A 22639-nucleotide genomic window follows, 5' to 3' on the forward strand; every position below is an offset into this window, starting at 1 on the left:
CAGGACCCTCAGACCCCATGGACGCGGGAAGCACCGGCGTCGGTGCCGATCCCGCGGACGTGGGGGGCGACGGCACCCGACGCGACCCGATGGCCGCCGCCACCGAAGCCACCCGCAGCCTTCAGGGCCTGTCCGCCGAGCTGACCGCCCGGGTGCCGCAGTTGCTGGAGGCGATGCGTACGGTCGGCGCGGGGCTGGATCTGCACATCACCCTCGACCGGATCGCGGAGACCGCCGCCGAACTCGCCGACGCCCGCTATGCGGCCATCGGGATCATCGACGACGCCCGTGAGGGACTGGCGGACTTCGTGACGTACGGCGTCACCGGGCAGGACCACAGGCGGATCGGCGCACTGCCGGACGGCCACAAGGGCCTGCTCGGCGCGCTCATCCACGACCCGAAGGCGCTGCGGCTCGCCGACCTCGCCCAGGATCCGCGCTCGGCCGGATTCCCACCGGGGCATCCGCCGATGCGGACGTTCCTGGGTGTGCCGATCCGGGTTCAGGGCGAGATCTTCGGCAATCTCTATCTGACGGAGAAGCACGGCGGCGGGGAGTTCAGCGAGGAGGATCTGCACATGGTGCGGGTGCTCGCCACCGAGGCCGGTATCGCCATCGGCAACGCCCGCCTGTACGCGGCGACCCGGCAGCGGGAGCGCTGGATCGACGGCTCGGTCGCGGTGACCACCGAACTCCTCGCGGGCAGCGATGTCGACGATGCGCTCGCGGTCGTCGCCGAACAGGCGCGGAAGTTGGCGGAATCGGCGGCCGGCATCGTGCTGCTGCCCGACGACGAAGGCGGCCTGGAAATCGTCGCGGTGTCGGCGGACGACCCCACCGGGATCATGGGCACCAGGATTCCGCCCGACAGCCCGGTGGCGGAGCAACTCCTGGCCGGGGAGCCGGTGTTCGTGGACGATTCGGCCACCGATCCGCGGATGGTCACGGCCATCGCACCGCGCTTCGGCCCGAGCATGATGCTGCCGCTCAAGAGCGGCGGCCGGGTGCTGGGCACCCTCGCGACCCCACGGGTCCGTGGCGCGCGCCCGTTCACCGGCGCCGAGCGGACGATGGCCACGCAGTTCGCGACACAGGCGGCGCTGGCCCTGGTGCTGGCCGACGCCCAGCGCGACCGGGAGCGGCTCGCGGTGTTCGAGGACCGCGACCGGATCGCCCGGGACCTGCACGATCTCGTCATCCAGCGGCTGTTCGCGACCGGGATGATGCTGGAGAGCGCACAACGCAGGGCCGTCGTACCGGAGGTGACCCACGGCGTCGGCAAGGCCGTCGACGAACTGGACATCACCATCCAGGAGATCCGGACCGCGATCTTCGCACTCCAGCAGGGGCCGGCCGAGGCGCCGTCCGGGCTGCGGACCCGGGTGCTGCGCGAGATCGGCACGGCCGCCGTACCGCTCGGCTTCCAGCCGTCGGCCAACTTCATCGGCCCGGTCGACTCCCGCGTCGGCGAGCTGACCGGGAAGAACCTGATCGCCGCGCTGCGTGAGGCGCTGTCGAACGCCTTCCGGCACGCCCGGGCCACCCGGATCGAGGTCGTCGTCGACTCGACGATCACTTTGCCGGACGGCACCGAAGGCGTCCGGCTGACCGTCGCGGACGACGGCACCGGCATCCCCGAGGGCGGCCGCCGCAGTGGCCTGAAGAACCTCGCGAAGCGGGCGGAGTCCCTGGGCGGTTCGAGCTCGTACGGACCCGGGCTGGGCGAGGACGGCGCCGGGACGATGGTGACGTGGGAGGCGCCGTTGTGAGGGGGGCTCAGGGACGCCTGGGCCGTCGCCCGGGGCGGGTGCCGCGTTGGGCCGTTCGGGGCGTTGGGTGGCCGGCAGAGACCTGAGATCCGGCGATCCCGGACCTGTTTAGGTGATTATCGGGCCATGTGTCCATCTGTGTGCCGGCGGGGATGGGGGTGGCGAAGGGGGCGGCTCCGGTGCGCCGGTGCGCGCGTGGTGCGTGTGGTCTCCGTGGTGTGCGCGATTGGCCTGATTGTTTCGGTGGCATCGGGGGCGGGTGCGCCCCTCCCTGGGACCGATGCGCCCCTCCCGGGGGCGGCTGGGCAGCCCGCTTACGCCGCTCATCCCGGCGCGCGCCTCGCCCGTCACGCTGCCGCGCCCCGGCAGCCTGTAGGCGCCCGGCACCGACAGTTCGGCGCTCCCCGCCGTGTCCAGCGCAGCGCCGCTCAGCAGCTCGCCGATGTGAGCTTTGCCGTGATCAGGCTGGGCGAGGCGGCGCGCCGCGCGGGCCGGTTGTACGCGCAGGAGCGCCGCGCCGTGCGGGCGCTGCGCATCGAGCGCGACCGGTTGCGTACGGTGCTGCGCCGCGAGCGCCGCACGGCCGCCGCGCTGCGCCGTGCGGCCGGTTCGATCGCCGGCGCGCAGTACCGCGCCGGCAGCATCGTGGCGTACACCCTGCGCATGGCGGGCCCCGGCACGGGAAAGCCGCTGGGCAGAGCGTATGAGGAGGCGGACCGGAGGGAGCGCGCGCTGGTGGCGCGGGCGCGTTCCGCAGACCGGGAGAGCCGCGTGCTGGCGGGCGAGAGCGCGACGGTGACCGCTCGTGCGGTCGTACGTGCCGAACGCCGCGACCGTCTCAAGGCGGCACGCGCGCGGGTCAAGCGCGGGCTGCGAGCGGCCCGTGGCGAGCTGCGGAAGCTGGCGGTCACGGCGTCCCGGAGCGGTTCCTGCGGTGGGCTGCCGCGCGCGGTGTCCACGGCCGCCGGGGCCGTCGCCCCGGTGCCCGCCCCGGGCAGGAGATGGACCCGCCCGGTGGAGCGCTACGAACTCTCCGCACCCTTCGGGGGGCCGGGCGGCCACTGGGCCGACAGCCACACGGGCCAGGACTTCGCGGTGCCGGTCGGCACCCCCGTACGGTCCGTCGGATCGGGCCGCATCATCAGCCTGACCTGCGGTGACGGCTTCGGTATCAGCATGCTCGTACAGCATCGGCGCGGCGTGTACTCGCAGTACGCGCATCTGTCCGCGGTGCTGGCGGTCCCCGGCGAGCGGGTGGGGCCCGGAGAGCGGATCGCGCTCTCCGGCGACACCGGCAACTCCACCGGCCCGCATCTGCACTTCGAGGTGCGACGGACGCCCGCGCTGGCGTCGGCCGTCGACCCCGTGTCATGGCTGCGGAAGCGGGGCGTACGGCTGTAGGCACGGCTGGTCGGCGGCAGGAGGGGAGACGCTGCCGAAGGATGCGTCAGGCCCTGTCCGATGGGCCAGGGTCGGAAAGGCCCTAACGCCCCTCAAGAATGCGCTCGATGACCGCCGCGACGCCGTCTTCGTTGTTGGATCCGGTACGGCGCGAGGTGGCGGCAAGCACCTCCGGATGGGCGTTGGCCATGGCATACGAGGTGCCGGCCCAGCTGAGCATCTCTATGTCGTTGGGCATGTCCCCGAAGGCCACGACCTCCTCCGGCGCGATACCGCGCTCCGCGCAGCAGCGGGCGAGGGTGCCGGCCTTGCTGACGCCGGGCCCGCTGATCTCCAGGAGGGCGGTGGGGCTGGACCGGGTGAAGGAGGCGAGACCGCCCGCCGCCTTACGGGCCAGCGCGAGGAAGGCGTCCGGGTCCAGGTCGGGGTGGTGCGCGAGCAGCTTGAGTACGGGCTGGTCGAGGCCGGTGGGGCGGACGGGGTCTGAGGCGGCGCCGGCGCCCGTACCGGCGGCCGCATCCGGACCGGCCACCACCGGCGGTGCGAAGCCTTCGGCGAGCAGCTTCTCCGCCGGGGCGATGACCGCCATCGGGTCGGCGTGGAAGGGCGGGTACTGCGGCTCGTAATGGAAGCCGCCGGTGCGCTCGACCGCGAACGAGGTGCCGGGTGCGGCACTGCGCAGCGTGTCGACGACGGCGAGAGCGGCCGCGGTCTCCAGGGGGCTGACCTCCACGATGCGCCCGCCGCGGTGCAGGTCGACGACGGCCGCGCCGTTCGCGCAGATGGCCAGGCCGTGGCCGTGCACATGGTCGCTGACCACATCCATCCAGCGGGCCGGGCGCCCGGTGACGAAGAAGACCACGATGCCGGCCTGCTCCGCGGCGGCGAGCGCTGCGATCGTCCGGTCGGAAACCGTCTTGTCGTCGTGCAGCAGGGTGCCGTCGAGATCGGTGGCGATCAGCCGGGGCGCAACGGCCGGCTCGGGCGCCTGGGGCGGTGTGGCGGGGGCATCAGTCACGGGGCCATCTTCGCGTACCGCTGTGCACAGTCGTGCGCTGGGTCGCGCGTATGAGCCGGGGCGCACACAGGCGATGTGGGGAGTTTGCGGCGATGTGGGATGTGATGTGCCTGTAGAGCCGGACCGTACGGGGGCCTGGGCTCGGAGAGCGGCGTCACGGCCGCCGTAGGCTCGGGGGTATGCGACTGAGTACCTTGATCCTTCCCGTCCGCCGTTGGTCCGAAGGCGGACGGGAGGTGTGGCAGCGCGCCGAGGAGCTGGGCTTCCACGCCGCGTACACCTACGACCACCTCTCCTGGCGGAGCTTTCGCGACACGACCTGGTTCGGCGCCGTCCCGACGCTGACCGCGGCCGCGACCGCGACCTCCCGGCTGCGTCTGGGCACCCTCGTCACCTCGCCGAACTTCCGGCACCCGGTCACCCTCGCCAAGGAACTGCTCACGCTCGACGACATCAGCGGCGGCCGGATGACCCTCGGCATCGGCGCCGGCTCCCCCGGCTTCGACGCCACCGCGCTCGGCCAGGAGCTGTGGTCGCCGCGGGAACGGGCCGCGCGCTTCGGCGAGTTCGTGCCGCTGCTGGACAAGCTGCTCACCCAGGACGTCGTCACGTACGAGGGCGAGTACTACTCCGCACACGAGGTGCGCAATATCCCCGGCTGTGTGCAGCGGCCGCGACTGCCCTTCGCGGTGGCGGCAACCGGGCCGCGCGGCCTGAAGCTGGCGGCCCAGTACGGCCAGGCGTGGGTGACGACCGGCGACCCCAAGGTCTCGAACGGGGGCGGTACGTCGGCCGATTCGCTGGCGGCGGTCCGCGGGCAGACGGAGCGGCTCGGGAAGGCCTGCGCCGACATCGGCCGGGACCCCGGCGAACTGCGGAAGATCATGCTGAGCGGATTCACCCCGGACCGCCCGCTGGACTCCTTCGACGCCTTTGTGGACTTCGCGGGCGCCCACGCCGAGCTGGGCATCGACGAGCTCGTCATCCACTGGCCGGTCGCCGATTCGGTCTTCGAGGCCGATGTCGCGGTCTTCGAGCGGATCGCCACGGAGGGGCTGGCGCAGCTGGGCGACTAGGTCTGCCCGACCCCGCTGGCCTGGGCTTTATCCCGCAGATAGGCGATTAGAGGGACAATCGGGGTAGCGGCGCAGTGTGCAGGGTGCGGCGCGCGCGGTCGAGAGACGGCGTGCGAGGCGGTCCGGCGCACTGCGCGAAGCGAAGCGGTGCGTTGTGGAGGTGCCATGGCACGGACCCGATTCGCCCCCGACCGCGGGCTGACCTCGCGCATGGTCACGACGATGTTCTTCATCGGTCTGCTGTACGTCGTGGTCGTCGGCGTCCTTGTGGTGCTGCTCAAGGGCGCCTGGGTTGTGATCATGCTCCTGGCGGGCGGCCTGTTCATCGCGCAGTTCTGGTTCAGTGACCGGATCGCGGCATTCAGCATGGGCGCGCGTGAAGTGACGCCGGAGCAGGCGCCCGAGCTGCACGGTGCCGTCGACCGGCTGTGCGCGCTGGCGGACATGCCCAAGCCGCGGGTGGCGATCGCCGAGTCGGATGTGCCGAACGCCTTCGCGACCGGCCGCAACCAGAAGAACTCGATGGTGTGCGCCACGACAGGGCTGCTGCGCCGGCTGGAGCCGGAGGAGCTGGAGGGGGTGCTCGCCCACGAGCTCTCGCATGTCGCGCACCGCGATGTCGTGGTGATGACCATCGCGTCGTTCCTCGGCGTACTGGCCGGAATCATCACCCGGGCCGCCCTGTGGAGCGGCGTCGGACGCGACAGCCGGGACCAGAACGCGGCCATTGCCGTGCTGATCGTCACCGCCGTCAGCGTCGTCGTCTACGCGATCAGCTTCCTGCTGACCCGGTTGCTGTCCCGTTACCGGGAGCTGTCCGCCGACCGTGCCGCCGCGATACTGACCGGCCGCCCGTCGGCGCTCGCGTCCGCGCTGACCAAGGTCACCGGGCAGATGGCGCGGATCCCGACCCGCGATCTGCGCAAGGCGGAGCCGTTCAACGCCTTCTACTTCGCCCCGGCGTTCAACAAGGAGAGCTTCAGCCGGCTGCTGTCCTCGCACCCGACGCTGGAGCAGCGGCTGGACCAGCTGGGCCGGATCGCCGCGCAGTTGGGGCGGTCGTGAGGAGTTGGGGCGGTCGTGAGGAATTCGCAGGCAACGGCTCGGCGGCTCGTCGGCTCGACGGCTCAATGGATCAATGGCTCAACGGGCCGGCTGATCGAATCGATCATGGAGTAACGATCAAGGAGTAAGTCGCGCATGGGTTTTCTGGACGCCATCCTCGGCCGCAGCAAGCCGGTACGCCCCGATCTCGACCAGCTCTTCGCGCTGCCGTCCGCCGCCGTCACCCTGCAGGCCGCGGCCGGGTTCGTACCCACCGGCTGGGGATCGGTGTGCTTCGCGAGCGTCGAGGGCGGCGCGTTCTCGCGGATCCAGGAGGAGGCGCGGGCACTGCTGGACGGCCCGGTGGAGTTCAGCCAGGACGCGTACGGCTATACGTGGCTGCTCGTGCGGCATGCCCCGGAGGACGTGGCGGGCCTGGTCAACGACCTGCACGCGGTCAATACGTCCTTGGAGGAGGCGGGTTTCGGGCCGCAGCTGCTGTGCTCGCTGATCGGTTTCCGCGATGCGCGGGAGCGGCCGCTGGCGCTGGTCTACCTCTACAAGCGCGGCACGTTCTACCCCTTCGCGCCGCAGCCGGACGGTGGCGAGAAGCGCGACAACCCGATCGAACTCCAGGTACGGGCGATGCTCGGGGACGATCTGACGATCGAGAACGATCTGGCGCGATGGTTCCCGGTGTGGGGGGCTCCGGGGTTCTGATGGGCCTGATCTGCCTGATCTGCCTGATCTGCCCGGTGGGCCTGATAGGGCTGATGGGGCACGGTCGGCCGCCGGCCGGAAAGCCGCTAGCCGGGGAAGCGGAGGAACTCCGGCGGTACGTGGCCGGTGAGCCAGACCCCGTTGGCGCTGACCCGGAACACATGGCCGCCCCGGTGCATCGCCCCTGCGTCGACCGTCAGGACGACGGCCTTGCCGCGCCGTGAGCCCACCCGGGTCGCGGTTTCGCGGTCGGGAGAGAGGTGGACGGCGTGCCGGGACATCGGCCGCAGCCCCTCGTCCCGGATGGCGGGGATGCTGCGGGCGACCGTGCCGTGGAAGAGCTGCGCGGGCGGTTCGGTGGGCGGCAGATCGAGCTCAACGCGTACGGAGTGGCCCTGGTTGGCGCGAATCCGGCCGTCCTCGATGGCGTAACGCTGCTTGTCGTTGTCGGCGACCACCGACTCCAACTCGGCCCGGGAGAAGCGGAACCCATGCCGCGAAGCCGCTTCGATCAGCTCCGTCACCGGCACCCAGCCCTGGGCGTCGAGGGTGATGCCGATCCGCTCCGGTTCATGGCGCAGATGTTTCGCCAGATACTTCGAGATGCGCACCGAGCGCTGGTCGTTCATGCATCCAGGGTGCCGCGGCCGGGAGCCGGGGGCACCTGAATTCCCGTCCGGACGTGCTCCCTCCGGGCGGCCCGGTCTTCACTCCTCCTCCGCGGTCGTCCCGGGCTTCGCCCCACGTCCTCCCGCATGCTGCTTCCTGGCGAGCTCGCTCGCCTTCCTGGCTTTCGCGCCGGAGACCTCCTCGGCTGCCCAGCGGGCCCATTCCTCCTGAGCCGCGGTCATGCGCAGGCCGTACTCCAGCGCGATCCGTCCGTAGACAGAGATCATTTCCTCATCCCACCGGTTGGTCTCGTCGATCTGCTCGTACGCGGCATGGGACCGGGCCGCGGCCTCGGCCTGATGCAGGAGGAAAGTGCGGGCTTCGAGCGGGGTGACTATGCCGAGGAAGAAGACGCGCAGCAGGCCGTCATGGCGCTGGGGGCCGCTGGGTTCGACCTCGGTGAGCCAGTGGCGCAGCTCGGCCAGGCCGTCGTCGGTGATCGCGTATTCCTTGCGGCCGCGGGGGCCTTGGGCGGCGACCTCGACCAGGCCCGCGGTCGTCAGCTTGCTGAGCTCGCCGTAGACCTGGCTCTGTGTGGCGGGCCAAGCGTTGGCGAGCGAGGCGTTGAACAGCTTCATCAGGTCGTAGCCGCTCGCGGGGGCTTCCGCCAGCAGGCCCAATACGGCATGTCTCAGGCTCATGGTCAGTACTTTACCTTCCACTCTTGACACGTCAAAGATGTACCTTCTATCTTCGACATGTCTAAGTTGGAATGTGCGGAGCCGGCTCGGCGCATGAAGAGGGGGAATCATGAACTACCTGCGGAGCTTCATTCCGTGGCTGGCCTTCGCGGGGGTGTCCACGGCCGGCTGGCAGTGGGGAGCGCTGGCCGGTCTGGCGCTCTCGGTGGTGTTGCTCATAGCGGACCGCGCCGCGGGTCTTTCGCTGGATTGCCGCGTGCTGGAGTACGGCACGATCGTGTTCTTCGCGGCCCTCCTGGTCCTGGCCTTCGCCCGGCCGGAAAGCGGTCTCCGGATGTACGGCGGTGCGCTCGCGACGGGCTGGCTGGCGGTCGTCGCCTGGGTGTCGATCGCCGTCCGGCGGCCCTTCACGATGGCGATCGCGCGCCGGGTGGCGCCGCCAGAGGTCTGGCACACCCCGCTGTTCCGCCGGATCAACGTCGTGCTCACCGCGGCGTGGGCGCTGTCCTTCACCCTTGCCGCGACCGCCCAGGCGCTCGTCACCGCCTATGAGCTGAACCCACTCTTCTCGATCCTCATTCAGATCGCCGGATTCATCCTTCCCGCGCGCTTCACCGCCTCCTACCCCGAGCGGGCCAAGGCCAGCTTCCTGCAGGAGTCCGGTGTGCGCCCCGACGTCCTCCAGGGAGGCCTGGCCTCATGACCACGACGTCAGCCACCACCGCATCCGAATCCTCAGCCCCCGCACCGCACATGGCAGGCAACTTCGCCCCGGTGACGGACGAGCTGACCGCCTACGATCTGCCGGTCACCGGCAGCATCCCGGCCGAGCTCAGCGGCTGGTATCTGCGCAACGGCCCCAACCCTCGGGACGCCGCCTCGCGGCACTGGTTCTTCGGCGACGGCATGGTCCACGGCCTGCGGCTGGAAGGCGGCCGGGCGGTTTCCTACCGCAACCGCTGGGTCCGTACCTCTACTCTCACCGACGGCGCGCGTGCCGTCGATGAGCAAGGGCGCCGCGATCTGTCGGCGGGTGTGGCCAACACCCATATCGTCCGGCACGCCGGCCGCACCCTTGCTCTGGTCGAGTCGTCGTTCCCGTACGAAATCGACTGCCGCTCCGGCCATGAGCTGGAGACCATCGGCACCCATGACTTCGGCGGCCGGCTCACCACCGCCATGACCGCCCACCCCAAGACCTGTCCCACGACCGGCGAACTGCACTTCTTCGGTTACGGCAGCAGCACCGCGCCCTACCTCACCTACCACCGTGCTGACGCGGCAGGGGAGTTGGTCATCAGCCGCCCCATCGACATTCCGGCGCCAACGATGATGCACGACTTCCATCTGACCGCCGGCCACGTCATCTTCATGGACCTCCCGGTCGTCTTCGACCGCAGCCACCCGGGCATGCCGTACGGCTGGCAGCCCGAGCGCGGCGCCCGGCTGGGCGTGCTGCGCCGCGACGACCCGTACGGCGAGGTGCGCTGGCTGCCCATCGACCCCTGCTACGTCTTCCACTCTCTCAACGCCCACGACGACGGCGACCAGCGGATCGTCCTCTACGTATGCCGCTACGCCGAGTACGGCGACAGGGCCCCGGCCCACCTCTGGCGCTGGACGATCGATCTCGCCTCCGGCACGGTCGCCGAGGAACAACTCGACGACCAGATGAGCGAGTTCCCCCGGGTGGACGATCGCCTCGCCGGGCAGCCGGCCCGCTTCGGCCACGCCACCATCGGCGAGCTTCCCGGTTCCGGCCCGATCCCCGGCGCCCTGCTCCGCTACGACCTGGAGACCGGCGCGGTCGTCCGGCATGACTTCGGGCCGGGGCGCACCCCGGGCGAGGCGGCCTTCGCGCCCGCCGACGACCGTCCGGGCGGCCCCGGCTGGCTGATCACCTACGTCTATGACGCGGCCACCGACACCAGCGATCTCGTCGTGCTCGACGCGGAGGACATATCCGCCGACCCGGTGGCCACGGTCCATCTCCCGCAGCGGGTGCCATACGGATTCCACGGCAACTGGCTCCCGGATACGGGCAGCTGATGTACCTCAGGGCGCGCGTGTGCGTGTTGCCGCGCTCAGCCTGAACCTTGACAACTGAAGAGAGGGCAGGACGGCGGGGGGGCGGAGGCTGCGTCCGGTGGTCAGCGATGGGTGGTGCCGGGCGCTTTGTGGCCGGTGGGCGCGCCGTGGCTGGGCGCTTCGTGGCCGGCGTGCGCGTCGTCCGTCGCTGACATCTCGCGGAAGGTCATGGTCAAGGTGTCCATGGTGCGTGCGTGGACCTCGCGTTGTGCGGCGGCGGCAACAAAGGCGGCCGTGTTCTCCGGGCCCACCAGGGCCCGCACGGCCTGCACGGTTTCGGCGGGGAGAACCAGCGGCTCCGTGCCGGCCGCGGGACGGGGGTCTGCGACGGGCACGCTGGCCGGGGCCGAGGCGGAGGCCGGGGCGGCCCCGGCCCGCTCCCCATCGCCTGCGCCCGCCCGCTCGTAACCGTCCGCCGTTGCCACCACCCCGGCCCTCCCCCGGGACGCCGGAGGCAGTGCTTCGGTGAGGTGGTGGCGGAGGTAGCGGGTGGCCAGGGTGCGCATGGCGCGGGCGAGTTCGGCGTCGACCGTCTGCTGAGCCAGGGGGCGCAGCCGTCGTACGAGGACGGCGGCCTCCTCCGCTTCGGCTTCCGTCGGCGAGTGGTCAAGGAACTGCCGGAAGATGTGTTCGGTGGTGAAGTCCAGGAAACGGGCGGCTATGTGCTCGACCTGGCCACGCAGCTCGCGCAGATGCCCGGAGATCGCCGACAACGGGACGCCCGCGGAGTGCAGTTCGGCGGCGACCGCGAGCTCCTGGGGGCTGGGGACATGGAACTCGTCGTCCCGGCCCGGGACGCGTTCCAGGACACCCAGGTCGACGGCCTCGGCCACCGCCGCCTCGTCGGAAGTGCCGCCGAAGGCGGTGTCCAGGTCGGCGCGGCTGATCCGGGACGCCTTCTCGTCGGTCCACGGCCCGTCGATCTCGGCGACCAGGCCGAGGACGCCGCCGAGATCGAGTCCCGCGTCCCAGGCCTCCAGGAGTTCCTTGATGCTGGCGAGGGTGTAGCCGCGGTCGAGCAGATCGGCGATCTGGCGCAGCCGGGCCAGATGGGCGTCGCCGTAGACGTTGGCCCGGCCGCGGCGTTCCGGGCGGGGCAGCAGCCCGCGGTCCTGGTAGGCGCGGATCGTGCGGACGGTGGCGCTGCTGATGTGGGCCAGGTCCTCGATGCGGTATTCGGCCGTCGGCGGCTGCTCGGTCACTGCGGTGCTCCTTACGAGATGGCCGCGCGCTACGAGATGGCCGCGCGGCCCAGCGCGCCCGCCGCGGCCCGCGCGGCCGGGGAGGAGGCCAGATAGGCGACGGCCGCGCGCAGCGACCCTTCCTGCGAGGGATGGTACGACCGCCGCAGATAGCGCGGGACCGCCGCTCCCAGCTCGCGCCAGGTGGGCAGCAGTCCCCTGCGGACGGCGCGGTTGTGCTCGCGCAGCGTGTAGCGGGAGCGGGTGGCGAGCTGCGGGTCGTGCCGGAGGAGGTAGGCCGCGCCCCAGGCCCACAGGTAGAGGAGGACCGGGGCCGTCACGGACATGCCCAGGATGCGGCGGAGATAGCGGGCGGGCTCTTCGCCGCCGGTGTGCTGGTACATGTCGAAGGCGACCGCGCGGTGCTCGACCTCTTCCGCGCCGTGCCAGCGCAGCAGATCGAGCATGACCGGGTCGGGGCCGGAGCGGTCCAGGCCGTCGGCGTCCAGGACCCAGTTGCCGAGCACGGCGGTGAACTGCTCGATGGCGGCGATGAGGGAGAGCCGGAAGCGCAGCCACTCCTGCCCGGGGACGGGCATGCCGAACGGCGGTTTCTCGCCCAGCAGGTATTCGAAGAGGAAGTCGACGTGCCGGGTGTAGGGGCCGGTGTCCAGGCCCTGGTGGGCAAGGTGCTCCAGGACGTAGGAGTGCTGGACGCTGTGGGTGGCCTCCTGGCCCATGAAGCCCTTGACGTCCTTGAGGAGCTCCTCGTCGCGGACCAGGGGGAGGGCCTCCTTGAAGACCTTGACGAACCATCGCTCGCCCGCCGGCAGCAGCAGGTGCAGCACGTTGATGACGTGGGTTGCGGTGGGCTCGTCCGGTATCCAGTGCAGGGGCGTCTCGCGCCAGTCGAACGAGACCCGGCGCGGTGCGATCGGGTGATGCTCCTGGGGGCGTGGCGTGCTCATGCCGATACCTCCTCCGGGGCTCGGTGGGGGCGCGCCTGGGCCGGGTGGCTCTCCGGCCCGGGGCGCCATGCGGTGGGTGTGGGAAGGACGTTCGGCGCTACTGGGGCGGCTGGATGCGGGCGATGGCGCGCAGCGCTCGCGGGGTGAAGCGGGACATCAGGTGCGCGCCGCGTGCCTCGGGGGTGACGGGCACCACCGCCTGGTTGCGGACCACCGCACGCAGGATGGCGTCCGCGACCTTCTCCGGCGGGTAGTTGCGCCTCCCGTACAAGCGTGCGGCCTCGGTCTGGCGGCGCTTCTCCTCGTCGGCTGAGGCACCGGCGAACCGCGCGGTGCTGGTGATGTTGGTGTTGACGAAGCCGGGGCAGATGGCCGAGACGCCGATGCCCTGGCCCGCCAGCTCGGCCCGCAGGCACTCGCTGAGCATCAGGACCGCCGCCTTGGAGGTGCTGTAGGCGGGCAGGGCCCTGGACGGCGAAAAAGCCGCGGCCGAGGCGGTGTTGACGATATGGCCGCCCTGTCCGCGGTCGGCCATCCGCTTGCCGAAGGCCCGGCAGCCGTGGATGACCCCCCACAGATTGACGTCCAGGACCTTCTTCCATTCCTCGGTGCTGGTCTCCATGAAGGAGCCGGACAGCCCGATGCCGGCGTTGTTCACCAGCACGTCGACGGTGCCGTACTCGGCGTCGACCTTGTCGGCGAGCTTCTCCATCGCCGCCTCGTCCGAGACGTCGACGACCTCGCCCCAGGCCTGCGGGGCCCCGATCAGCCGCGCCATGTCGGCCGTTCGCGCGGCTCCCTCCGCGTCGCGGTCGACGGCGATGATCCGTGCGCCGGCCTCCGCGAAGGCGAACGCCGTCGCCCGGCCGATGCCGCTGGCCGCGCCGGTCACCAGCACCAGCTGTCCGCCGAAGCGGTCGGCATACGGGCCGGAGGCCACGATCTCCTTTGCCGGATCGCCCTCCTCCTTCGCGGTGACGAACTCGGTGATCCAGGAGACCAGTTGGTCGGGTCGGGTACGCGGCACCCAGTGCTTGGCCGGCAGGGTGCGGCGCACCAGCTGGGGCGCCCACTGCTCCAGGTCGTCGTAGAGCCGCTGGGAGAGGAACATATCGCCGGTCGGGGTGATGAGCTGGACCGGGCAGTGCGCGTAGGCGTCCGCGCGGGGGCGGCGCAGCCGGGCGCGGACGTTGTCGCGGTAGAGCCAGGCGCCATGCGCTGCGTCGGTCGGCAGTGACGGGGTCGGATAGCCATCGCCCGGCACCTTCTCCACCCGCTGCAGGATGGCCGGCCAGCGCTTGCCGAGCGGGCCCTTCCAGGCCAGCTCGGGCAGCACGGGGGTGTGCAGCATGTAGACGTACCAGGACTTGGCGCCCTGGTTGAGGAGCTGGGCGGTGCGCCGGGGGGTGGGGCGCGCCAGCCGCTGCTTGATCCAGTGACCGAAGTGGTCCAGGGACGGACCGGACATGGAGGTGAAGGAGGCGATCCGGCCCTCCGTACGCCGGACCGTGGCGAACTCCCAGGCCTGCACGGACCCCCAGTCATGGCCCACCACATGGACCGGTCGGCCGGGGCTGACGGCGTCCGCGACGGCCAGGAAGTCGTCCGTCAGCTTCTCCAGCGTGAAGCCGCCGCGCAGCGGCTTCGGGGCGGTGGAGCGGCCGCAGCCCCGGACGTCGTAGAGCACCACATGGAAGCGGCCGGCCAGGCCGCGGGCGACCTCGGACCACACTTCCTTGCTGTCCGGATAGCCGTGTACCAGGATCACCGTCGGCTGCGCCGGGTCCCCCAGCTCGGCGACGCACAGCTCGACGCCGCCGGTGTGCACCCAGCGCTCCCGCGCCCCTTGGAGCCCGGCACCGGGCGCGGGGCCGGCCCCTGATCCCCGCCCGGAGCCCGGCCCCTGCCCCTTGTCCCGTCCACGTCCCTGTCCACGTCCCGTCTTCACGCGGCCTTCTCCTCCTGCCAGCGCCGCACATGCGGCAGATCGTCGTCCAGCCAAAAGGCGCTTTCCTGCGGGTCCTTGGAGTCCGTGACGACCAGGATCTCCTCGAACTTCGCGCCCGTGCCCCGGAATCCGAGGTGGGGTTCGACCGCCCACAGCCCCGGCTGCGGCGGGTGGTCGGAGAAGGTGTACGGGCTCCACAGCGGGGACCAGCCGTCACGGTGACCGTGCAAGGCGTCGGAGGCGAGCCCCTTGAGGGACTGGGTGCCGAACCCGAAGAGGGTGGGGGACCAGCGGCGCTCCCTGACCCGGTCGATCTTGTGGGCGATGACGCCGAAGGGATAGGCACGGTGGCGGTTGGCGTACCCCTGCCGCACCATCAGCCGGTCGACGTCCTCGTAGATCTCCCGCAGCGGCCGGCGCTCGCGCACCTCGCGCAGGATCAGCTCGCGGTGCGCTTCGAGATCGGCGAGCAGCCGGTCGTGCACAGGGTTCAGGCCGAGGCAGCCCGAGTAGCCGATATCGGCCGTGAACCCCTTGTAGACCGGCGCCATGTCGAGGATGAAGGCCATCCCCGGTTCCAGCTCGCGGTTGGTGGGGAAGAACTGCAGCGGAATGCGGAAATTGACGAAGGCCGTGCGGTCGCCGAACCAGGCGAACGGCAGATGGAACCAGTCCCGCACGCCGCGCTCACGCAGCCACTCGCGCTGCATCCGCGCCGCCGCGCGCTCGGTGACCCCGGGCTTGAGCTGGGCGGCCACTGCCTCCGCGCAGGCATAGGCGAGCCGCTGGACCTCCCTGAATCCGGAGAGCTCGGCGGTGCGTTCTCCGGCTCCTGCTGAGGTCGCTGAGGTGACTGAGGCCATCGCCAACCGTCCGTCCGTGAGCAGTTCATCGCGGTACGCGCCCGTAACTTGACACTGATGAATGTGACAATGACCGACGGCTGCGTCAAGGGGTGTGCACGGGGCGGGCGTACCTCACTGTGATCCGACGCCGATCCGGCCCGACCCTGACTCCAGGGCCACCGTGAGCAGGACATCCCCTACGGGCTTGTACTCCCGGAGAGGTAGGGAGCATCCAGCCTCAGGGTTGACGACCGGTGTGGCGGCCGCCACTACCGTCGAAGGCGTGACAGTGATCGTGACCGAAAGCCTGAGCAAGCGGTTCCCGCGGGTGACCGCCTTGGACCGGCTCTCCGTTGACATCGCCCCCGGCGTGACCGGCCTGGTGGGTGCCAACGGCGCCGGCAAGTCCACCCTGATCAAGATCCTCCTCGGCCTGGCCCCCGCCACCGAAGGGACCGCGCATGTCCTCGGCCTGGACGTGACCAAGGACGGTGGCACCATCCGTGAGCGGGTCGGCTATATGCCCGAGCACGACTGCCTGCCGCCGGACGTCTCGGCCACCGAGTTCGTCGTGCACATGGCCCGGATGTCCGGCCTGCCGCCGACCGCCGCCCGCGAGCGCACCGCCGACACCCTGCGCCACGTCGGCCTGTACGAGGAGCGCTACCGCCCCATCGGCGGCTACTCGACGGGTATGAAGCAGCGCGTCAAGCTGGCCCAGGCGCTGGTCCACGACCCGCAGCTGGTGTTCCTGGACGAGCCGACCAACGGCCTGGACCCGGTCGGGCGGGACGAGATGCTCGGCCTGATCCGCCGAGTCCACACCGACTTCGGGATCTCCGTCCTGGTGACCTCCCACCTCCTCGGCGAGCTGGAGCGCACCTGCGACCATGTCGTCGTCATCGACGGCGGCAAGCTGCTGCGCTCCTCCTCCACGGACGAGTTCACGCAGGTCACGGCCTCGCTGGCGGTGGAGGTCACGGACTCCGACGCACACCCGGACGGCACCGCCGCGCTGCGTGCGGCGCTGGTCGGCGCCGGTGCCGCGGTGACCACCGGCGCCGGCGGCACCACCGGCTCCGGGAGTCTCGCCACCCCCGGTCACGTCCTGTACGTCGAGGCGGTCGGCGAGGAGACCTACGACCTGGTGCGGGACACCGTCGCCGGCCTCGGCCTCGGCCTGGTCCGGATGGAACAGCGCCGCCACCACATCGCCGAGGTCTTCCGCGACACGGACGCCAACCCGGGAGCCACCCCCGCCCAGACCGCCGCCCAAGGCGCTCCGAGCGCCCCGCACGCCATCCAGGACGGAGGCGCCCCCGATGTCGCCTGAGCCCACGACGTCCGTATCCGCGACGGCACCCGGACCAGCAGCATCCGCAGCGACGCCCGCCGCGGCGCAGAACGCCCCGTCGGGTGGGGCCTACATTCACAACATCGGCTACCGGCATTACGACGGCCCTCGCCTGGGCCGCGCCTACGCCCGCCGGTCGCTCTTCTCGCAGAGCCTGCGCGGCGCCTACGGACTCGGCCGTTCGGCCAAGACCAAGGTGCTGCCGATGCTGCTGTTCGGGGTGATGTGCCTGCCCGCCGGGATCGTGGTCGCGGTGGCCGTGTTCACCAAGGCCAGCAGCCTCCCGGTCGACTACACCCGCTACGCCATCTATCTCCAGGCCGTCATCGGCCTCTACCTCGCCGCACAGGCCCCGCAGTCCGTCTCCCGCGATCTGCGCTTCAAGTCCGTCCCGCTGTATTTCTCCCGCCCCATCGAGCGGGGCGACTACGTCGCGGCGAAATTCGCGGCCATGGCGAGCGCCCTGTTCATCCTCACCGCAGCTCCCCTGCTGATCCTCTACGTCGGGGCGCTGCTGGCGAAGCTGGACTTCGTCGACCAGACCAAGGGGCTGGGCCAGGGGCTGGTGGCCGTCACGCTGCTCTCGCTGCTGTTCGCCGGAATCGGCCTGGTCATAGCCGCACTCACGCCGCGCCGCGGGTTCGGCGTCGCCGCCGTTATCGCCGTCCTCACCATTCCGTACACCGCCGTGAGCGCCATCCAGGGCATCGCCTCCGTCCAGGGCAGCGAAGCCGCCGTCGGCTGGCTCGGGCTGTTCTCCCCCATCACGCTCATCGACGGGGTGCAGACGAAGTTCCTCGGCGCAAGCAGTTCCTTCCCCAACGGCCTGGAGCCGTCGACCGCCGCCGGATTCGTCTATCTCCTCGTCACGCTGATCGTCATCGCCGGCTGCTACGCCCTGCTGATGCGCCGCTACAGGAAGGCCGGGCTGTGACCTCCATCCACATCGACCATGTCTCGCGCTGGTTCGGGAATGTCGTCGCCGTCAACGACATCACGATGACCATCGCCCCAGGGGTCACCGGCCTGCTCGGCCCCAATGGCGCCGGTAAATCCACCCTCATCAACATGATGGGCGGCTTCCTCGCGCCCTCCAACGGCACCGTCACCCTCGACGGCACCACCATCTGGCGCAACGCCGGCATCTACCGCCACATCGGCATCGTCCCGGAGCGCGAGGCGATGTACGACTTCCTCACCGGCCGCGAATTCGTCCTCGCCAACGCCGAGTTGCACGGTCTCGGCCGGGCCGAGGTGGCCAGGGCGCTGGCCACCGTCGAGATGGAGTACGCCCAGGACCGCAAGATCTCGACATACAGCAAGGGGATGCGGCAGCGCGTGAAGATGGCCTCCGCGCTGGTCCATGATCCGTCCGTGCTGCTGCTGGACGAGCCGTTCAACGGCATGGACCCGCGCCAGCGGATGCAGCTGATGGAGTTGCTGCGGCAGATGGGCGACGAGGGCCGTACGGTTCTGTTCTCCTCGCACATCCTCGAAGAGGTCGAGCAACTGGCGTCGCACATCGAGGTGGTGGTGGCCGGCCGGCATGCCGCGTCCGGTGACTTCCGCAAGATCCGCCGACTGATGACCGACCGACCGCACCGTTATCTCGTGCGGTCGGACAACGACCGGGCGCTGGCCGGAGCGCTGATCGCCGACCCCTCGACGGCCGGCATCGAGGTGGACCTCGCCGAGGGCGTCCTGCACATCCAGGCCATCGACTTCACCCGCTTCACCGAACTCCTGCCGAGGGTCGCCCGCGACCACGGCATCCGCCTTCTGACGGTCTCGCCCTCCGACGAGTCGCTGGAATCCGTCTTCTCCTACCTGGTAGCGGCCTGAGGCCTGAAAGGAGCCCTGACGCATGTCCACGACCTCTCCGACGACCTCGCCGAAGGCCATGACCCCGCCGAAGCCCTCGTTGTTCAACCCCACCGTCGCCCGGCTCACGTACCGCGCCCTGCTCGGCCGGCGCCGTGCCATGATCCTCTTCGCGCTGCCCGCCCTCCTGGTGGTCATCGCCGCTGCCGTCCGCTACCTGGCCGGCGCCGACGACACCACCGCCAACGGCATCCTGGGCGGCTTCGCACTCGGCACGATGGTGCCGCTGATCGGTGTCATCGCTGGAACGGGTGCGATCGGCCCGGAGATAGACGACGGCTCGGTGGTCTATCTGCTGGCCAAGCCGGTGCCGCGGCCGACGATCATCTTCACCAAACTCCTGGTCGCGATCGGTGTGACAGTGGTCTTCTCCGCCGTCCCCGTCCTGATCGCCGGCTTCGTCCTGAACGGCAACAGCCAGCAGATAGCGGTGGCTTACGCCCTGGCGGCGGCCATCGCGTCGATCGCCTACAGCGCGCTGTTCCTCTTCTTCGGCACGGTCACCCGGCACGCCGTCGTCTTCGGCCTGGTCTACGCCCTGGTCTGGGAAGCCCTCTTCGGGAACCTCGTCCCTGGTGCGAAGACTCTCAGCGTCCAGCAGTGGGCGCTGGCGGTGGGCCAGAAGATAGGCGCGGAGGGCGCGATCACCTCCGAGGTCCAACTGCCCGTCGCGCTATGCCTGTTGGCGGCCGTTACGGCCGCCGCGACCTGGTACGCCGGGCGCCGGCTGAAGTCCCTGACCCTGGCGGGCGAGGAGTAAAGGAGGGGCAGGAGACCAGCGGGGCCCGCCCGGCCCCGCCGGCTCCGGGCGAGGAGGCGGTTCGCCTACGCGCCCGAGTCGCCCTCGCCGGCGCTCTTCTGCTGGTCGTTGAACTCGCGGACGTTCTCCAGGTGCTCCTGGTAGTCGGCGGTGAAGCGGGTGTCGCCCGGCTTGATGGTGACGAAGTAGAGCCAGTCGCCCTTGGGCGGCGCGCCCGCCGCCTTCAGGGCGTCCGCCCCGGGGTTGTCGATCGGGGTGGGCGGCAGGCCCTGGTGCTTGTAGGTGTTGTACGGGCTGTCGGTCTTGGTGTCGGAGTGGCTGGTGTTGAGGGTGTTGCGGCCCAGCGCGTAGTTGATCGTCGAGTCCATCTGCAGCGGCATGTTCTCGGCGAGCCGGTTGTCGATGACCCGGGCGACCTTGCCCATATCGTCCGGCCGGTCGGCCTCGGCCTGGACGATGCTGGCGATCACGACGGTCCGGTAGGAGATGCCGTCCCCGGCGAGCCGCTGGTTGGCGGTGCGGACCATGTAGGAGAGCAGGGATGCCGGGGTGACGTCGTCGCTGATCGGATATGTCGCCGGGAAGAGGTACCCCTCCGGATTGCCCTTTGCCTCTTTCGGCAACGCGAGCCGCGCGGTCTTGGCGGCCTTGGCGGTGGTCCCGGCGGTCACATGCAGGGCCTTGTCGGCGGCGGCGTAGACCTGGGCGGCCCGCAGCCCTTCCGGGACCGTCAGCCTCTCCTCGCGCTCCGGCCCGCCGCGCAGCAGCCGCGGCAGGACCAGCACGGCGACAACGGCGAGGACACACAGAACGGCCGCAAGAATGAGCCAGCCGGTGCGGGAGAACCGCGGGCCCGGCCGGCGAACGGTGCGCTGAACATCGCTCATGAGGGCACGGTAGGCCAGTCCCCGCGGATACGGCGCGGCCACCCCCGGATCCGGACCGCCGTCGGCGGCCTCCCCTGGGCCCGGATCGCTGCCGCGGACCCGCCGGCCACCGCGCCCCGCCCGCGGCCTGCCCATGCACCCGTACGCGCTACGCCCAGTGCCCCGTGCCCGTGCCCTACGCCCCGTCCCCGATCCGTCGGTCGCGGCCCGCGCCCAGGGCCAGGAGCGCCAGGCCGGAGCAGACGGCGAGCAGAAGGGCGATCGGGACGGTCCAGCCGCCGGTGGTCTGGTGGACCGCGCCGAGGGCCAGCGGGCCGGCCGCGGCCAGGAGGTAGCCGCCGGTCTGGGCCATGCCGGAGAGGCGGGCGGCGGTGTGTGCGTCGCCGGAGCGGAGCACCATCATCGTCAGGGCCAGGCCCAGCGCACCGCCCTGCCCGGTACCGAGGAGCGCGGCCCACAGCCAGGCGCCGGCCACCGGCGCCACCAGCAGTCCGGTGACACCGCAGGCCATCAGCCCGGAGACGGCCACGCCCAGCAGCCGCTGACGGCGCATCCGTCCCGCGAGAATCGGCACCACGAACGACCCCACCATCTGCACCAGCGTGCTGAAGGCGAAGACCAGGCCCGCCTCGCTCTTGCCCATGCCGTGATCGGTGAAGACCGTCGGCATCCAGGCGATGATCACGTACGCGATCAGCGACTGCGAGCCCATGAAGAGCGTGACCTGCCAGGCCAGCGGGGAACGGCTCAGCCGTGGGCCGCGCTCCTCGGTGGCGTGCACGGGCGTGGCCGCGGCTTCGCCCAGATGGGTGCCGCGCCGGGCGATGACCGCCTGCGGGATCCAGACGACCGCGGCGACGGCGGCCAGCAGCGACCAGGAGACCAGCGAGCCCTGCCAGCCGCCGAGGGCGTTCTCCAGCGGTACGGCGGAGGCGGCGGAGACGGTCGCGCCGAGGATCATCGCCGTGGAGTACAGCGCCGTCATGCCGGCGGCCCGCTCCGGGAAGTCCCGCTTGATCAGGCCCGGCATCAGCACGTTCAGCAGGGCTATGGCTGTACCGACCACCGCACAGCCGACGAACAGCGCGACGACGGGCGGGGCGATCCGCAGCACGATGCCGCCGCACAGCAGCACCAGCGCGGCGCACAGCACCGTCTCGGTGCCCCAACGGCGGGCCAGCTTGGGCGCGACGATCGAGCCCAGACCCATGAAGATCAGCGGGATGGTCGTCACCAGGCTGCTGGCGGTCGCGGCCAGGTGGAAGTGCCCGCCGATCTCGCTGAGCAGCGGCGAGACACCGGCCAGCGCCGCCCGCATGTTGAGCGCGGCGAGGACGATACCGGCCAGCACGAGGACCGGGTGGGCCCGCAGCCGGCGGCGGGCCGCGACGACCTGTGGTGCCGCGGCCAGATCCTCCTCGGCGTCGATCAAGGGGGCTTCGGACCTGGTCCCTGGCATGCGTGTGTACCTCGCCAATCGTGCGGTGCTTAGGGGGAGTTGGGGCGCTGAGGGGTGCGCGGCGGGAATGGAAGGGGAAACGAGAGGTGGGCCGGGGCTTGTCTCAGCGGGCGGCGAGCAGCGCCTCTACGGCCCGTTTCGGCTTTTCGAGGAGCTCACGGGTGGCCCGCTCCGCGCCCTCCGGGTCGCCCGACGCGATCGCGTCCATGACGCGGCGGTGATCGCCGTGCACGACCCTCGGCATCGCCTGGTCGTCGAGCGCGCTGACCAGCGCCTCCCGCACCGAGCTGCTGAACCAGCCGTACGTCGCCGTCAGCGCCGTGTTGTGCGCGGCCTCGACGACGGCCTTGTGGAAGGCGATGTCGTGATCGGCGTAGAGCTCAATGTTGCCGGAGTCGGGTTGCCCGTCGGCGTCCGCCAGCCCGGCCTGGGCGTCCAGGGCCGCCCGCATCCGCTCCAGGTCGGCGGGCTCATGCCGCAGCGCGGCGAGCCGGGCGGCCTCCGCCTCCAGCGCGATCCGCAGCTCCAGGACGTCCCGGATGCCGGCCCGCTGGATGCCGCGCATGATGTCGCCCGGGTCGGCGGTGGACACCACGAACGTGCCCTCACCCTGCCGTGAGCGCAGCATCCCGGCGTGTACGAGCACCCGGACCGCCTCGCGGACGGTGTTACGGCCGACCTGGAGTTGCTCCGCGAGGGCGTGCTCGGTCGGGATGCGGGCGCCGACCTTCCACTCCCCCGCGGCCAGTTGGGATCGCAGGGACTCGACGACGGTGTCCACGAGGGAGTGCCGTCCCGCTGCCTGCAGTGCCATGACCGTCCGTCCTTCGTGTCCGCGCGTCTCGCCCGCCTGTCCGGTTGCCCAGTCATCCTACAACTTGGCTTCAGCGTACACGTATAACGGAAGCGGGGGTGTGCGGGGCGGGGTGC

Annotated in this window: 21 protein-coding genes; 11 read left to right on the forward strand and 10 right to left on the reverse strand. The window is 71.0% G+C overall.

Annotated features, from left to right (window positions below; all coding sequences use genetic code 11):
- Positions 1-89: 89 nt before the first annotated feature.
- Positions 90-1769 carry a GAF domain-containing protein gene (locus AB0I10_RS25170; RefSeq protein WP_363154899.1) on the forward strand — a complete coding sequence of 560 codons (1680 nt, stop codon included), beginning with the start codon at positions 90-92 and terminating at the stop codon, positions 1767-1769.
- Between the two features lie 444 nt (positions 1770-2213).
- Positions 2214-3170, forward strand: a complete 957-nt coding sequence (locus tag AB0I10_RS25175) for a M23 family metallopeptidase (RefSeq protein ID WP_363154867.1) — start codon at positions 2214-2216, stop codon at positions 3168-3170.
- A gap of 82 nt (positions 3171-3252) precedes the next feature.
- Here AB0I10_RS25175 and AB0I10_RS25180 read toward each other — a convergent pair whose 3' ends face one another.
- A complete protein-coding gene (locus AB0I10_RS25180; RefSeq protein WP_363154868.1) occupies positions 3253-4188 on the reverse strand; it encodes an HAD hydrolase family protein in 936 nt (311 codons plus the stop codon).
- Between the two features lie 179 nt (positions 4189-4367).
- Between AB0I10_RS25180 and AB0I10_RS25185 the strand changes: the two genes are divergently transcribed.
- The 3 genes from AB0I10_RS25185 to AB0I10_RS25195 all read left to right on the forward strand — a co-directional run bounded on the left by AB0I10_RS25185 (position 4368) and on the right by AB0I10_RS25195 (position 7028).
- Positions 4368-5264 carry an LLM class flavin-dependent oxidoreductase gene (locus tag AB0I10_RS25185; RefSeq protein ID WP_363154869.1) on the forward strand — a complete coding sequence of 299 codons (897 nt, stop codon included), beginning with the start codon at positions 4368-4370 and terminating at the stop codon, positions 5262-5264.
- Positions 5265-5429: 165 nt separating this feature from the next.
- Positions 5430-6329, forward strand: a complete 900-nt coding sequence (gene htpX, locus AB0I10_RS25190; protein ID WP_363154870.1) for a zinc metalloprotease HtpX — start codon at positions 5430-5432, stop codon at positions 6327-6329.
- 135 nt (positions 6330-6464) lie between these two features.
- Entirely contained in the window at positions 6465-7028 is a 564-nt protein-coding gene (locus AB0I10_RS25195; RefSeq protein ID WP_363154871.1) for a hypothetical protein, read from the forward strand.
- 86 nt (positions 7029-7114) lie between these two features.
- Here the strand turns inward: AB0I10_RS25195 and AB0I10_RS25200 are convergent, their stop codons facing one another.
- Positions 7115-7657, reverse strand: a complete 543-nt coding sequence (locus AB0I10_RS25200) for an RNA 2'-phosphotransferase (RefSeq protein ID WP_363154872.1) — start codon at positions 7655-7657, stop codon at positions 7115-7117.
- Positions 7658-7735: 78 nt separating this feature from the next.
- Positions 7736-8338: a PadR family transcriptional regulator gene (locus tag AB0I10_RS25205; RefSeq protein ID WP_363154873.1), complete on the reverse strand. Its 603-nt coding sequence runs from the start codon at positions 8336-8338 to the stop codon at positions 7736-7738.
- A gap of 109 nt (positions 8339-8447) precedes the next feature.
- Here AB0I10_RS25205 and AB0I10_RS25210 point away from each other — a divergent pair, with 109 nt between their 5' ends.
- The gene (locus AB0I10_RS25210) at positions 8448-9041 is read left to right on the forward strand and encodes a hypothetical protein (RefSeq protein WP_363154874.1); all 594 of its coding nucleotides are present in this window, start codon (positions 8448-8450) and stop codon (positions 9039-9041) included.
- Positions 9038-10387, forward strand: a complete 1350-nt coding sequence (locus tag AB0I10_RS25215; protein WP_363154875.1) for a carotenoid oxygenase family protein — start codon at positions 9038-9040, stop codon at positions 10385-10387. Before AB0I10_RS25210 ends, AB0I10_RS25215 begins: the two co-directional genes overlap by 4 nt.
- Positions 10388-10488: 101 nt before the next feature.
- On the opposite strand, the gene AB0I10_RS25220 is transcribed toward AB0I10_RS25215, so the two are convergent.
- The 4 genes from AB0I10_RS25220 to AB0I10_RS25235 form a co-directional block, all read right to left on the reverse strand.
- Complete coding sequence (locus AB0I10_RS25220) at positions 10489-11628, reverse strand: MerR family transcriptional regulator (RefSeq protein ID WP_363154876.1); 1140 nt, start codon at positions 11626-11628, stop codon at positions 10489-10491.
- 29 nt (positions 11629-11657) lie between these two features.
- The gene (locus tag AB0I10_RS25225) at positions 11658-12575 is read right to left on the reverse strand and encodes a metal-dependent hydrolase (protein ID WP_363154877.1); all 918 of its coding nucleotides are present in this window, start codon (positions 12573-12575) and stop codon (positions 11658-11660) included.
- A 97-nt stretch (positions 12576-12672) separates the two neighbouring features.
- Entirely contained in the window at positions 12673-14403 is a 1731-nt protein-coding gene (locus tag AB0I10_RS25230) for an SDR family oxidoreductase (protein WP_363154900.1), read from the reverse strand.
- Positions 14404-14519: 116 nt separating this feature from the next.
- Positions 14520-15386 (reverse strand): M24 family metallopeptidase, encoded by an 867-nt coding sequence (locus tag AB0I10_RS25235; RefSeq protein ID WP_363154878.1) that lies wholly within the window; start codon positions 15384-15386, stop codon positions 14520-14522.
- Between the two features lie 265 nt (positions 15387-15651).
- On the opposite strand from AB0I10_RS25235, the gene AB0I10_RS25240 reads away from it, so the two are divergent.
- The 4 genes from AB0I10_RS25240 (at position 15652) to AB0I10_RS25255 (ending at position 19363) form a co-directional block, all read left to right on the forward strand.
- Positions 15652-16701, forward strand: a complete 1050-nt coding sequence (locus AB0I10_RS25240; protein ID WP_363154879.1) for an ABC transporter ATP-binding protein — start codon at positions 15652-15654, stop codon at positions 16699-16701.
- Entirely contained in the window at positions 16691-17656 is a 966-nt protein-coding gene (locus tag AB0I10_RS25245) for an ABC transporter permease subunit (protein WP_363154880.1), read from the forward strand. Before AB0I10_RS25240 ends, AB0I10_RS25245 begins: the two co-directional genes overlap by 11 nt.
- The gene (locus AB0I10_RS25250) at positions 17653-18564 is read left to right on the forward strand and encodes an ABC transporter ATP-binding protein (RefSeq protein WP_363154881.1); all 912 of its coding nucleotides are present in this window, start codon (positions 17653-17655) and stop codon (positions 18562-18564) included. Before AB0I10_RS25245 ends, AB0I10_RS25250 begins: the two co-directional genes overlap by 4 nt.
- Positions 18565-18643: 79 nt before the next feature.
- Positions 18644-19363, forward strand: a complete 720-nt coding sequence (locus AB0I10_RS25255) for an ABC transporter permease subunit (protein WP_363154901.1) — start codon at positions 18644-18646, stop codon at positions 19361-19363.
- Positions 19364-19428: 65 nt separating this feature from the next.
- Here the strand turns inward: AB0I10_RS25255 and mltG are convergent, their stop codons facing one another.
- The 3 genes from mltG to AB0I10_RS25270 form a co-directional block, all read right to left on the reverse strand.
- Positions 19429-20250 (reverse strand): endolytic transglycosylase MltG, encoded by an 822-nt coding sequence (gene mltG, locus AB0I10_RS25260; protein WP_363154882.1) that lies wholly within the window; start codon positions 20248-20250, stop codon positions 19429-19431.
- Positions 20251-20425: 175 nt separating this feature from the next.
- Positions 20426-21709: an MFS transporter gene (locus AB0I10_RS25265; RefSeq protein ID WP_363154883.1), complete on the reverse strand. Its 1284-nt coding sequence runs from the start codon at positions 21707-21709 to the stop codon at positions 20426-20428.
- Positions 21710-21812: 103 nt separating this feature from the next.
- Positions 21813-22523: a FadR/GntR family transcriptional regulator gene (locus tag AB0I10_RS25270; RefSeq protein WP_363154884.1), complete on the reverse strand. Its 711-nt coding sequence runs from the start codon at positions 22521-22523 to the stop codon at positions 21813-21815.
- Between the last annotated feature and the right edge of the window lie 116 nt (positions 22524-22639).

The organism is Streptomyces sp. NPDC050636 (assembly GCF_040654775.1).
Classification (GTDB): Bacteria; Actinomycetota; Actinomycetes; order Streptomycetales; family Streptomycetaceae; genus Streptomyces.

Coding starts and splice junctions, on each gene's coding strand:
- mltG (WP_363154882.1), bottom strand. CDS start 20,250: ATGAGCGATGTTCAGCGCACCGTTCGCCGGCCGGGCCCGCGGTTCTCC.
- AB0I10_RS25170 (WP_363154899.1), top strand. CDS start 90: ATGGCCGCCGCCACCGAAGCCACCCGCAGCCTTCAGGGCCTGTCCGCC.
- AB0I10_RS25225 (WP_363154877.1), bottom strand. CDS start 12,575: ATGAGCACGCCACGCCCCCAGGAGCATCACCCGATCGCACCGCGCCGG.
- AB0I10_RS25195 (WP_363154871.1), top strand. CDS start 6,465: ATGGGTTTTCTGGACGCCATCCTCGGCCGCAGCAAGCCGGTACGCCCC.
- AB0I10_RS25235 (WP_363154878.1), bottom strand. CDS start 15,386: ATGGCCTCAGTCACCTCAGCGACCTCAGCAGGAGCCGGAGAACGCACC.
- AB0I10_RS25205 (WP_363154873.1), bottom strand. CDS start 8,338: ATGAGCCTGAGACATGCCGTATTGGGCCTGCTGGCGGAAGCCCCCGCG.
- AB0I10_RS25245 (WP_363154880.1), top strand. CDS start 16,691: ATGTCGCCTGAGCCCACGACGTCCGTATCCGCGACGGCACCCGGACCA.
- AB0I10_RS25265 (WP_363154883.1), bottom strand. CDS start 21,709: ATGCCAGGGACCAGGTCCGAAGCCCCCTTGATCGACGCCGAGGAGGAT.
- AB0I10_RS25215 (WP_363154875.1), top strand. CDS start 9,038: ATGACCACGACGTCAGCCACCACCGCATCCGAATCCTCAGCCCCCGCA.
- AB0I10_RS25185 (WP_363154869.1), top strand. CDS start 4,368: ATGCGACTGAGTACCTTGATCCTTCCCGTCCGCCGTTGGTCCGAAGGC.
- htpX (WP_363154870.1), top strand. CDS start 5,430: ATGGCACGGACCCGATTCGCCCCCGACCGCGGGCTGACCTCGCGCATG.
- AB0I10_RS25270 (WP_363154884.1), bottom strand. CDS start 22,523: ATGGCACTGCAGGCAGCGGGACGGCACTCCCTCGTGGACACCGTCGTC.
- AB0I10_RS25200 (WP_363154872.1), bottom strand. CDS start 7,657: ATGAACGACCAGCGCTCGGTGCGCATCTCGAAGTATCTGGCGAAACAT.
- AB0I10_RS25210 (WP_363154874.1), top strand. CDS start 8,448: ATGAACTACCTGCGGAGCTTCATTCCGTGGCTGGCCTTCGCGGGGGTG.